Origin of the sequence: Nocardia sp. NPDC023852, assembly GCF_040639505.1 — a bacterium.
Taxonomy (GTDB): domain Bacteria; phylum Actinomycetota; class Actinomycetes; order Mycobacteriales; family Mycobacteriaceae; genus Nocardia.
The window spans coordinates 1-11,848 of the sequence record NZ_JBFAAB010000021.1; the positions used below are offsets into that span (position 1 = coordinate 1).

An 11,848-nucleotide genomic window follows, 5' to 3' on the forward strand; every position below is an offset into this window, starting at 1 on the left:
TGCGCCTTCGGTGAGCAGTCGGTGGGCGGTGGCCAGTCCCATGCCGCTCGAGCCGCCGGTGATGAGCGCGACCTTGCCGTCGAATCGAGAAATGCTGTGCGTCATAAGGCCAGGGTGCCGATAGGGCCGCGATCCGAACAGTGCGTAGTTGACATAGGTGTGGCACCACCAGGTTCCGCGGATGGATCAAGCCGGGGCGGTGAGGCGGCTCCGCGACAGTCGGTCGACCCGATCTGCGGTCTCGGTACCAGGTTGCGGGTTGTAAAGCACCAGAAACCAATCCGGGCGATCGGCCACCGCCAGGGTCGTCGTGTCGAAAAACAGCTCGCCCGCCTCGGGATGGCGCACCGCCTTCACCGCCTGGACAGCGGCGCCCACCTCGTGGCGGGCCCACAGTTCCGCGAACTCGGGGCTGGCGGTGCTCAGATCGTCGACCACTCTGCCGAACTCCGGATCGCCGGGGAAGTGGGCCGCGTCGGCGCGGAAGGCGGCGACGACAGCGGGTGCGACCGAGTTCCAGTGCATGTGCATGCCGCGGTACCTGGCGTTCGTGAAGAACGAGATCAGGCAGTTGTGGTCGGCATCGCCGAACCCGAATACCGTCTGCGCCGTCTCGTTGATCGCGAGTAGATTCCAGTACCGGTCCCGCAGCACAGCAGGCCCCGGCCGCCACGCGTCGAGGAGGTGCCGCAGCTCCGCCGGGACGTCTGTGTCACGCGCCCCGTCCGGCGGCGGCGGATTGAGACCGGCCAAAAGATACAGATGCGACCGCTCGGGTTCGGTCAGGCGCAGCGCCGCACCGATCGCGTCGAGTACCTCTGTCGAGACATTGATGTTCCGCCCCTGCTCGAGCCAGGTGTACCAGGAGACGCCGACCCCGGCGAGCGTGGCGACCTCCTCACGCCGCAGGCCCGGCGTGCGGCGCCTACCCACCGCCGCTATACCGACGTCGCTGGGCGTCAGCCGCGCCCGACGGGTACGGAGGAAGTCGCGGAGCTGCTCACGGCGACTTCGTGTCACCGCGGGGGATTCGATGGTCATACGTCACGGTAACAACGGGCGGCTGCACCGAATTCGCCGGAAGCGATCGCGGTTGCGCGCCCGCCATGGTGACACGCCGAGGAGCTGGCGAGTGCGCGCGAACGCGACGGCACGCGCCACCACAACATTTTCGCCCGCAGGGGAATCGCTGGGTCGATGCGGTCCGCGGTCTCTAGCGTTATGGCGATGAGAATCCTCGAAGTCCACCCCCAGTTGCATGTGCTCCAGTTCCCCGAGGTGAACGATCTGAACGTCTTCGTGTGGAACGACGAGTCTCAGGTGACGCTGGTCGACAGCGGAATGCCGGGTTCGGCCGCGGAGATCGGCCGCGGACTCGTGGAGATCGGCTTCCGGCGTGCCGATGTTCGGCGATTGATCATCACGCACGCGCATCCCGACCACATCGGTGCTGCCCGCGAGATCGGCGACTGGGGCGCCGACGTGCTGGTGCACCATGCGGATGCGGATGTGGTCCGCGGCCGACACGCGCCGCCGGAGCCGAAGCTGCGGGAATGGGAACTCGCCATCGCCGAGGCGCTGCCACCGATCCCGACGCCGGAGGCGGCACGGGTTGACCACGAACTCGACGATGCCGACCGGATAGCCTTCGGCGGGGGCGCCGATGTGATCGCCGTTCCGGGGCATACCGCGGGCAGTATAGCCCTGCATCTGCCGGAGCACCGGATGCTGTTCACGGGCGACACACTGGCTAACGTTCGCGGTGCCACCATGCCGGGAGTCTTCAACGTCGACAGCGCCGCCGTAGAGCGCGCTGTGCTCCGGTTTGCCGCGCTGGATGTCGAGACGATCTGCGTCGGCCACGGTGATGTTCTCCGTGGCCCCGCCGTCGCGGCCTGGCGGTCTCAGCACGGTGCGCGCGCCTGACCGCGGGGTTGTTCGGACGTCGGTGCCCGTCCTGGGGCCGGAGGAGGCCCGACGGGCTGTTCGATCAGAGTTGAGCGGTGTGTTCGCACGGAGGTAGACCGTCGGCGCGGCGTAGGACGTCGGCGACAGACTCCAAGTAGAGCAGGGTACGCATCGAGGTTCCCGACACGGCTTGGCCGAGGCGCCGCAGGGACGAGTTGTCCAGGTGCGCAATCACTTCTGCGTCGTCAGCCTGGTCGAGGCCGGGGTCACAGCCGAAATAGCCGGGATCGAGGCCGAATACGTGGGCGAGTCCCGTGCGGGTTCGCTCCGGTATCGCGGTGGCCTGCCCGCGGCGGAGGCGCGCCAGGTAGCCGGGGGATATGTCGTAGCCGGCGGCGGTCATCCATCCCGCGACCGTCTCGTCGGCCAGCGGGCGCCCGTGCGCGCGCTCCCACATCTCGAATGCGAGATTCAATCGGGTGGTGACATCGATGTCCACGAGCGCCTCACCTTCTGGCGGTATCGCCTGTTGACGGGTCGAACATTGACTCGACCGTAGCGTGGGAGACTTCGGTCGCCGTGATTTCATGGCAAATGTCCGGTTAACTTGGGAGCGTAACGTACTCGCGTCCCGGTTCTGTCGGGATTGCGGCAGTCGAAATCATGGGCTGCGTCAGATGTTCGGGGACACGGCGGCGACGAGACGGCGGCGTCGCGGTCGGCATACCGTCGCGCAACGGCGTGTCGGCACGCAGATCAGGGGCATTCTGATTGCCTGGTTCGGATGCTGAACCCACTGGCGTGGGAGACGTCACCCGTGTCGGGAGTTCCAGGTCAGTCGGAGTTCGAGCGTCGACCTGGTGGCCGGCGGGCCGACCCAGCGAATTCGAGGAGGGCGAGTGCGACTGAGCTCCGACGAGGCGCGCGGGCGGTTCGCGCGTAGTCCCGTCGCGCGGCTGGCAACAGTCTCGGCCTCGGTGCGCCCGCATGTGGTCCCGATCGTGTTCGTCGTGGTCGGAGACGTCATCTACACCAGCATCGACGCCAAGCCGAAGACGACGATGATGCTGCGACGGCTCGCGAATATCGAGGCCAACCCGGCGGTCACCGCGCTCGTGGACTTCTACAGCGACGACTGGACCCAACTGTGGTGGGCCCGCGCCGATGGCGACGCACGCATCGCGGACCCGGCCGAGGCGGAGGTGGCGAAACGGCGATTGGCCGCACGCTATCCGGACTACACCGCCCAGCCACCGCCAGGACCGGTGATCGCCATCGATGTCGCGCGATGGTCTGGATGGCGGGCGCACTGAACATTCGGTGCCGGCCCCAGACAAGGTGCTATCCGGTACAGTCCGACTCGCCGCGGTGCGTTCCCTGGGGCGCCGAGCCACTTGCTGACTGGATTGTGAGGATCCCATGCCCTCGAATTTCGCCCTCAAGGCGATGAATGCGGCGCATCGTGCCCTGCTGAAGGCGAGTTTCGGAAAGCTGGGGAACGAGGTCGGGGGTATGCCGTCTCTCGAGCTCACGACCACGGGTCGTAAATCGGGTCGGCCGCACGCGGTCATGCTCACCGCGCCGGTCGTCGATGGCGACACCTACGTCGTCGTCGCGTCGCGTGGCGGCGATCCTGTGCACCCGGCATGGTTTCTGAACTTGCGCGACAACTCGGACGTCGTGGTCTCCGTGCAGAGCGGCCCGCAGGTGCCGATGACGGCCCAGGTGGCGACAGCCGAGAAACGAGCGTCGTTGTGGCCCAGGGTTGTCGAGGCGCAGCCGGTGTATGCCGACTATCAGACGAAGACCACGCGAGAAATCCCGCTTGTCCTCCTGACGCCGAAGAACTGACGCGACGCGTGTAGTCGCGAACATCATGGCGGGCGACGTCCCGCCACCGTGTCGAGACGGCCGTGCCGCGGCGCGCGGTGGTGGTGGCAGCTGGTGGACGCCGGACAGATGCCCAGCCGGCGCGTGGTCGAAGCCGTCCGGGTCGGCCGCTTCGATCGGGTCCGCGAACCGCGTGCTGTGTGATGTCTCAGCGATGTCGACCCGATCGCGGCATAGTGCGCCGCTGTTCATCCGCTGCCAGCGTTCGCCCAGCGAATCGTAGTAGCCGGGCTGGTTGCCCTGATCGACCCTCGTCAGCTCGTTTGCGCGACGGCTGCCGAAGATGTTGCGGACAGCGGAGACAAAAGTGGGTATAGGCCGAGTATTTGAATACTTTGAAACTTGCGTATCGAATTATTTTCATTGGACTAGCCGAAATGATGCAGAATATTCATACTTCTGACGAGCGGTGATTCCATTCGTGCGGATCATCGGCAGCGTCCATCGACGATCAGGAGTGCAGGTGAAAATCGGAATTCCCGCCGAGGTCAAGAATCACGAGTATCGCGTGGCGTGCACGCCGGCCGGCGTGCACGAGCTGGTGTCGCGCGGGCACGAGGTGTACCTGGAGGCGGGCGCCGGGCGCGGCTCGACCTTCGAGGACGAGTCGTACACCGTCGCGGGCGCGCGGGTGCTGGACACCGCCGACGAAGTCTGGGGAACCGCTGATCTGGTCCTCAAGGTGAAGGAACCAGTGACCGAGGAGTATGGGCGGCTGCGCGAGAACCAGGTGCTGTTCACCTACCTGCACCTGGCCGCGTCCAAGGAGTGCACCGACGCTCTGCTGACCTCCGGCAGCACCGCGATCGCCTACGAAACCGTGACCGGACGCGATGGCTCCCTGCCGCTGCTCGCGCCGATGAGCGAGGTCGCGGGCCGGTTGGCCGCACAGGCCGGCGCCTACCACCTGATGCGCAGCGGCGGCGGGCGCGGCGTGCTGATGGGCGGCGTGCCCGGCACCAGGCCCGCGAAGGTCGCCGTGCTCGGCGCGGGCGTCGCGGGCGGGAACGCGATCGCCGTAGCGCACGGCATGCGCGCCGATGTCACCGTGCTGGATCTGAACATCACGCGCCTGCGCGAGATCGACGCGCAGTACCGCGGTCAGGTGCGGACCATCATGTCGAACAAGCTCGAGGTCGATACCGCGGTTCGCGAGGCGGACCTGGTGATCGGCGCGGTGCTGGTGCCGGGAGCCAAAGCGCCCACCCTGGTGTCCCACGACCTCGTCCTGCAAATGAAGCCCGGCTCGGTGCTGGTCGATATCGCGATCGACCAGGGCGGGTGCTTCGCGGACTCGCGGCCGACCACGCACGCGGAACCGACATACTCGGTGCACGAGTCGGTGTTCTACTGTGTCGCCAATATGCCCGGCGCGGTGCCCAACACCTCGACCGTCGCGCTCACCAATGCCACGCTGCCGTATGTGGTCTCGCTCGCCGAACGCGGGTGGCGTGATGCGGTGGCGGCCGACCCAGGCCTCGCCGCAGGGCTGAGCACCCATCGCGGAGCGCTGTTGTCGGAGTCGGTGGCGCAGGCGCACGGTTACGTGACGGAAAGCCTGGCCGCGTAACGGTTCGCCGGCGGTGCGCCCGTCACGAAGATCCCGACCGCGGGCGCATGTGCTCGAAGATGAGGATCGTTTCGGTCGAGGCGACCGCCGGATGGGCGCTGAGGTGATTCAGGACGAACACCCGCAGCTCGTCGGTGTTGGCGGTGGCGACATGAATGAGGTAGTCGTCGGCGCCCGCGATGAAATACACGTTGAGCACCTCATCGAGCGCCGACATGCGCTGCCCGAACTCGGCGAGCTGCCTGCGCGCGCTCGCGTGCAGCCGCACCGCGACCATGGCTTGCAGGTTGCGGCCGAGCGCTGCCGGGTCGATGTCGGCGTGGAATCCGCGAATGACGCCGCGCTCCACCAGCGCTCGCACCCGCCCGAGGCAGGTGGAGGGTGCGATGCCGGCGGCCGCGGCGAGCGCGTTGTTCGTCATGCGCCCGTCCCGCGCCAGCTGGTCGAGCAGAATCCGGTCGATGTCGTCGATCGGGGCGCCCGACGGCGGGTGGCCGGGCGCGACCGGGCTGCGTGCTGAGTCGGTCTTGCGCATGACCCGACGGTACCGAATAGGGTTCGCCGCGCATCGGGTCTCGATGGAGGTTCTTCGGCTACGAACGGCGATCGGGTTGCTCGTGCCTCGGGAAGCGTGTCGCGCTGCCTGAACGCGGATGCGGACGCGCCTGCTCCACCTGCGCCGCAACCGTGAGGATGGTCGTCTCGCCGTTCGGGGGTCCGACGAGTTGGACCGACAGGGGAAGCCCGTCGTCACCGACGCCGGCGGGCAGGGCGGCCGCAGGATTGCCGGTGACGTTCCACAGGGCGGTGTAGGCGACCATCGGGAGGGAGGCGAGCTGGGCGCCTATCGTGTTCGCTCCATCGAGGACGCCGAGCGGGGGTGGGCGGATCGCGATGGTCGGGGTGAGCAGCAAATCGCACTCGGTGAAGATCCGATCGACCTTTCGCCCCAAGGATTCTCCTTGCCGAATCGCCCATTCGACGACGGGTCGCCGCGCCCATGCGCCGAGCGCGACCGTTTGCTTGGTCCGGCGTTCGAGCCGTCCCGGATGATCCACTTCGGCTGCCTCGGCACGGACGCCGCCGAAGAACTGGGGGAAGAAGGCGCTCGTCGAATTCGGGTAATCAGGGTCGATCTCGACCACCATATGCCCCAGTCCCGCAAGGAGCTTCGCGGTGTCGCGAACCGCGCGGACATTGAGCGGATCCGTTTTCACCAGCGGCGGCGTGGGAGGTTTCATGCTGTAGCCGATCCGCAGCGGTTGCGCCGCCTTGCGGGCCGCCGCCTCGAACGACATCACCGGTTCGGAGGCCTGGAATCGATCGCTCGGCGCATTGCCGCGAAGAACGTCGTAGACGATCGCGGCATCGAGCACGCTGCGAGTCAGCGGTCCCGCGACACCCAATGCCCACCACAGGTGCTCGTTCGGTGCGTTCGGCACCCGCCCACGTTGCGGTTTCAGGCCGAACAACCCGCAGCACGCGGCCGGGATGCGGATCGAGCCGCCGCCGTCGCCGCCGAGCGCCACGGGAACGAGGCCGGCCGCCACCGCTGCGGCGGACCCGCCGCTGGACCCGCCGGTGGAGCGCGTCGTATCCCACGGATTGCGGGTCACACCGAAGGTGCTGGACTCGGTGAACGGCCATTGCCCGAACTCCGGCATCGCGGTCTTGCCGACGATCACCGCCCCCGCCGCGCGCAACCTGCGCACCACCTCCGCGTCCGCCGCGGCAGGGTTCGAGTTCGCTCTGGTGCCGAACGTGGTGACCACGCCGGCCACGTCGAACTCGTCCTTGATCGCGATCGGGATTCCATGCAGCGGGCCCACCGCGCCGCCTGCCGCGCGTTCCCGGTCACGCTCGATCGCCTCGGCTCTGGCTTCGTCGCGGAGCACGCGGGTGAAGGCGCCGAGATCCGCGGCGGCATCGATCTCGTTCAGCGTCGCCTCGACGAGCAGCTGTGCCGAGAGGACCCCCTGCTCCAACAGCTCACGCTGTTCGAGTACGCCCGATGCGACGACGTCCCGGAGATCCATTTGCTACCACTCCTCTCGGCCCGATTACGAGCCGCCGTGGCAGAGGCGTCGTCTGCCGATGCCCACACTTCGACCCTATGTAGTCGAGCGATCGTTTTGCAATGACTACTCCGTGAACGCCGAGTTGGTTCAATCCTCGAGTAACCCGAGACCGATCTGGTCGCGGAGCCGTCGTCAGGGCAGCTCGGGGTGCGGCAGACCTGCCGTCGCGGCGGAGTCGGTACCTGCGAGCTTGGAGTGAGTGCGCGAGTAGGTGAAGTAGACGATCAAGCCGACGACCAGCCAGACCACAAAGCGCGCCCACGTCTGCCACGGCAACGACCAGATCAGATACACCGAGAAGCCGATGCCTACCAGCGGGACGACCGGCATGAACGGCAGCCGGAACTCTCGCGGCTCGTCGGGCCGGGTGCGCCGCAGGACGATCACCGCGACGGACACGACGATGAAGGCCATCAAAATGCCGATGTTGGTCAACTCCGCGACGACCGTGATGTCCAGCAACCCGGCCATCAGCGCCGCTCCGATGCCGACGATCCAGGTCACGCGGGTGGGCACCTTCCGGACCGGATGGGTCTTGGCGAACCATTCCGGCAGCAGCCCGTCGCGGCTCATGGCGAACCAGACGCGGGTGACGCCGAGCATGAAGGTGAGCACCACGGTGACGATGCCGACGATCGCGCCGATCGCGATGATGTTCGCGACGCCGGGCTGACCGACCGACTCGAACGCGGTGGAGAAACCGCTGGTCGGGCTGATCTCGGTGTACTTCTGCATGCCGGTCAGTACCAGGGTGGCCAGCACGTAGAGCACCATGGCGATGGCCAGCGAGTAGATGATCGCCTTGGGCAGGTGCTTCTTGCCGTCGGTGGATTCCTCGGCGGCGGTGCTCATCGCGTCATAGCCGAAAACGGCGAAGAAGACGGTGGCCGCACCGGTCCACACCGCGCCCGCGCCGAACGGGAAGTACGGCGTGTAGTTGGAGCTGTCGATGTGAAAGACGCCCATCACGATGATGAGCACGACCAACGCGACCTTGATGCCGACCGCGACGGTCTCGAACCGGCCGACGCTCCTGATGCCACGCGACAGCAGCCAAGCCGTGCCGAGACAGAACAGCATGGCGAATACGTCGACCACGTGGCCCTCGCCTGTGCCGGATGCCCCCATCATCCAGTCCGGCAGGGCGATGTCGACCTGCCCGAGCAGGAACCGGAAGTATCCGGACACACCGATGGCGACCACCGCGGCGACCGCGATGTATTCCAGCAGCAGATCCCAGCCGATGAACCAGCCCGCGAGCTCTCCGAGCGACACGTAGCCGTAGGTGTAAGCGGACCCGGCCTTGGGGACCATCCCGGCGAACTCGGCGTAACACAGTGCGGCCGCAGCGCTGGCGACGCCGGCGATGAGGAACGAGATGAGCACCGAGGGTCCAGTCACGGAGTGCGCGACCGAACCGGCCAGCGTGAAGATGCCCGCGCCGATGATCCCGCCGACGCCGATCGCGGTGAGCTGCCACAAGCCGAGCGATCGGGACAGCTGTTCGTCGGCAGGGGCGGATTCGTCCTCGACCTCGCCGAGGGGTTTGCGACGCAACATTTGGCTGCGCAACTCCGCGATGGACATGTGTATCCTTTCGTCCTCTGCGGTACCCGGCGGTGCCGTAACGCAGACCACATTTCGAGCTGTGACTAGTTGAATACGATCACACGACGCTGTGATCGGTCAGTTGGACAAATAATTTTCAACGGCCTCGGCCAACCGGACGGCGCGGCTCGGATGTGCCCGGCTCAGCGGTCGCGGCCGAACGAGCGCAGGAAGAACGCGACATTTGCCGGACGCTCGGCCAGCCTGCGCATGAAGTAGCCGTACCACTGGTCGCCGTAGGGGACGTAGACGCGCAACAGGTGTCCCGCACCGACCAGGCGCCGCTGTTCGGCGTCCCGGATGCCGTGCAACATCTGAAACTCGAAATCGTCATGCGCGCGCCCGGTTTCGTGGACGCGGCGCAGCGCCGCATCGATCAGCGCCGGGTCGTGCGTGGCGACCATCGGGTAGCCGTCACCGTCCATCAGAATGCGCAAGCAGCGCAGATACGCGTCGTCGACGGCGGAACGACCCTGATAGGCCACCGCCGCGGGTTCGCGATAGGCCCCCTTGCACAACCGGATTCGCGAGCCGGGGCCGGCGAACTCCCGACAGTCGTCCTCGGTGCGTTTCAAGTAGGCCTGCAATACTGCGCCCAACCACGGGAAATCCGTGCGCAGCTCGCGCACGATCGAGAGCGTCGAGTCGGTGGTGGTGTGGTCCTCCGCGTCGATGGTGACCCAGACCCCCGCGACTGTCGCGGCGGTGCAGATCTGATGAGCGTGCTCACGAGCTATAGCGTGTCCATCGTGGGGGAGCGCCTGGCCCAGCGCGGACAGTTTGAGTGACACCTCCAGCGGTAGCGCGGTCCCCGCCGCCGCGGCGGGGAGTTCGGTCAACGCCGACAAGAGACGAAGGTAGTGCGCGACGGTGATACGGGCTTGGTCGAGGTCGGTGGTGTCCTCGCCGAGATAGTCGATGGTCACGCGGCGGTCGGATTCGAGGAGAGCGGCGGTCGTGGCCACCGCCTGCTCCTCGGTCTCGCCCGCGACGAAACGGTCCACCAGCTTCTTGGTGGACGGCATGCGGCTGATCGTGCGCTCCATGCGTGGGGAGCGTGCGGCCGCCAGCACGGCGGGACGGAGCAGCCCGGAGAATGCCATCAGAGCTCCTGGTGCGGGTAGCGGTGGTCGGTCGCTGGGACGAACGATTCTTTGATCGTGCGAGCGGAGGTCCAGCGCAGCAGGTTCTGCGCCGACCCTGCCTTGTCGTTGGTGCCGGACGCGCGCGACCCGCCGAAGGGCTGTTGTCCGACGACCGCGCCGGTGGGCTTGTCGTTGACGTAGAAATTGCCCGCCGCGAACCGCAGCCGTTCGGTGGCGGTGGCGATGGCCGTGCGGTCGTCGGCGACGACCGCCCCGGTCAGGCCGTAGCGCGAACCCTTGTCGATCAGGTCGAGCGTGGACTCGAACGATCCGGCGGCGGAGTCGTCGTAGACGTGCACGGCCAGGATCGGGCCGAAGTACTCGGTGCGGAACGCCTCGTCGGCAGGATCGTCACCGAGCAGGATGGTGGGCTCGACAAAGTAGCCGACGCTGTCGTCGGCGTGGCCGCCCACGGCGATCGTCAGGCTCGGAGTCGCCTTGGCGCGTGCCACGGCGTCGGCGTTCTTGTCGAAGGCGCGCTTGTCGATGAGCGCGCCGCCGAAGTGGGTGAAGTCGGTGACATCGCCGTAGCTGAGGGCGGCGACCTTGTCGACGAACTCGCGGCCCATCCTGGCCCACACCGACCTCGGGATGAACGCGCGGGAGGCGGCTGAGCACTTCTGGCCCTGGTAGTCGAAGGCGCCGCGGATCAGTGCCGTGGTCAGGACGTCGGGATCGGCGGAGCTGTGTGCCACGACGAAGTCCTTGCCGCCGGTCTCGCCGACCAGGCGTGGATAGCTGTCGTAATCGGCGATATTCGTCGCGACCGTGCGCCACAGGTGCTGAAACGTCGCGGTCGATCCGGTGAAGTGGATGCCGGCCAGGCGGCGATCGGTGAGCGCCACGTCAGACACCGTGGGACCGGCGCCGTGCACCATGTTGATCACGCCGGGCGGCAGCCCCGCCGCCTCCAGCAGCTTCATCGTCCAGTACGCCGCGACCGACTGGGTCACGGCGGGCTTCCACACGACGGTATTGCCCATCAGCGCGGGCGCGGTAGGGAGATTGCCCGCGATCGCGGAGAAGTTGAACGGGGTGATCGCGTAGACGAAACCCTCGAGCGGACGGTATTCCACCTTGTTCCACACGCCTGGTGTCGAGATCGGCTGGTCCTGCAGGATTCGGCGGGCGAAGTGGACGTTGAAGCGCCAGAAGTCGACCAGCTCGCACGGGGTGTCTATCTCGGCCTGGTACGCGGTCTTGGATTGGCCCAACATCGTTGCGGCGGCGATTGTTTCCCGCCACGGTCCGGCCAGCAAGTCCGCGGCGCGGAGGAAGACAGCGGCACGGTCCTCGAAGGCAAGCGCCCGCCAGCCCGGCGCCGCGGCGGTGGCGGCCGTGATGGCGTCCGCCACGTCGCGCGGTTCGGCGGTGGTGAGCGTGCCGAGCACGGTGGCGTGCCGGTGCGGCTGCACCACCCGGACCTGCTCGCCGGAACCGCGCCGGTGTTCGCCGCCGATGACATGATGGACCTCGGTCGGCGTCGCGCCGAGCTCGGTGAGCTTCGCCTGCAACCGTTCGCGTTCCGCACTGCCCGGGGCGAATGTGCCGACCGGCTCGTTGACCGGCTGGGGTGTGGACACGATGGCGTCCATGGTTCCTCCTGCTGGGTAGGCGATTTTGCGGTAAGCCGAAGTCAACACCGGAAA

General features: G+C 67.2%; 11 protein-coding genes and 1 pseudogene. 4 read left to right on the forward strand and 8 right to left on the reverse strand.

From position 1 onward, the window contains the following. A pseudogene (locus AB0H00_RS23995) lies at nucleotides 1-105 on the reverse strand (oxidoreductase); the annotation flags it as partial. An 81-nt stretch (nucleotides 106-186) separates the two neighbouring features. Continuing rightward, nucleotides 187-1,041 carry a helix-turn-helix transcriptional regulator gene (locus tag AB0H00_RS24000; protein ID WP_357270054.1) on the reverse strand — a complete coding sequence of 285 codons (855 nt, stop codon included), beginning with the start codon at nucleotides 1,039-1,041 and terminating at the stop codon, nucleotides 187-189. Between the two features lie 186 nt (nucleotides 1,042-1,227). On the opposite strand from AB0H00_RS24000, the gene AB0H00_RS24005 reads away from it, so the two are divergent. After that, entirely contained in the window at nucleotides 1,228-1,926 is a 699-nt protein-coding gene (locus AB0H00_RS24005; protein ID WP_357270058.1) for an MBL fold metallo-hydrolase, read from the forward strand. Between the two features lie 64 nt (nucleotides 1,927-1,990). Here the strand turns inward: AB0H00_RS24005 and AB0H00_RS24010 are convergent, their stop codons facing one another. Continuing rightward, nucleotides 1,991-2,407 (reverse strand): hypothetical protein, encoded by a 417-nt coding sequence (locus AB0H00_RS24010; protein WP_357270061.1) that lies wholly within the window; start codon nucleotides 2,405-2,407, stop codon nucleotides 1,991-1,993. A gap of 406 nt (nucleotides 2,408-2,813) precedes the next feature. Between AB0H00_RS24010 and AB0H00_RS24015 the strand changes: the two genes are divergently transcribed. From AB0H00_RS24015 to ald, 3 genes are all read left to right on the forward strand, one after another. After that, complete coding sequence (locus tag AB0H00_RS24015) at nucleotides 2,814-3,221, forward strand: TIGR03668 family PPOX class F420-dependent oxidoreductase (protein WP_357270334.1); 408 nt, start codon at nucleotides 2,814-2,816, stop codon at nucleotides 3,219-3,221. A 106-nt stretch (nucleotides 3,222-3,327) separates the two neighbouring features. Then, entirely contained in the window at nucleotides 3,328-3,759 is a 432-nt protein-coding gene (locus AB0H00_RS24020) for a nitroreductase/quinone reductase family protein (protein WP_357270064.1), read from the forward strand. A gap of 502 nt (nucleotides 3,760-4,261) precedes the next feature. After that, complete coding sequence (ald, locus tag AB0H00_RS24025; protein ID WP_357270067.1) at nucleotides 4,262-5,368, forward strand: alanine dehydrogenase; 1,107 nt, start codon at nucleotides 4,262-4,264, stop codon at nucleotides 5,366-5,368. 22 nt (nucleotides 5,369-5,390) lie between these two features. Here the strand turns inward: ald and AB0H00_RS24030 are convergent, their stop codons facing one another. From AB0H00_RS24030 to pruA, 5 genes are all read right to left on the reverse strand, one after another. Beyond that, nucleotides 5,391-5,903, reverse strand: coding sequence for an Lrp/AsnC family transcriptional regulator (locus AB0H00_RS24030; protein ID WP_357270070.1), 513 nt, complete (start codon nucleotides 5,901-5,903; stop codon nucleotides 5,391-5,393). Between the two features lie 58 nt (nucleotides 5,904-5,961). After that, nucleotides 5,962-7,404, reverse strand: a complete 1,443-nt coding sequence (locus AB0H00_RS24035; protein ID WP_357270073.1) for an amidase — start codon at nucleotides 7,402-7,404, stop codon at nucleotides 5,962-5,964. A 174-nt stretch (nucleotides 7,405-7,578) separates the two neighbouring features. Continuing rightward, nucleotides 7,579-9,033: an amino acid permease gene (locus AB0H00_RS24040; RefSeq protein ID WP_357270076.1), complete on the reverse strand. Its 1,455-nt coding sequence runs from the start codon at nucleotides 9,031-9,033 to the stop codon at nucleotides 7,579-7,581. A gap of 164 nt (nucleotides 9,034-9,197) precedes the next feature. After that, on the reverse strand, nucleotides 9,198-10,157 hold the full coding sequence (locus tag AB0H00_RS24045; RefSeq protein WP_357270079.1) for a proline dehydrogenase family protein: 960 nt from the start codon (nucleotides 10,155-10,157) through the stop codon (nucleotides 9,198-9,200). Next, nucleotides 10,157-11,794, reverse strand: coding sequence for an L-glutamate gamma-semialdehyde dehydrogenase (gene pruA, locus AB0H00_RS24050; RefSeq protein ID WP_357270082.1), 1,638 nt, complete (start codon nucleotides 11,792-11,794; stop codon nucleotides 10,157-10,159). Before pruA ends, AB0H00_RS24045 begins: the two co-directional genes overlap by 1 nt. Between the last annotated feature and the right edge of the window lie 54 nt (nucleotides 11,795-11,848).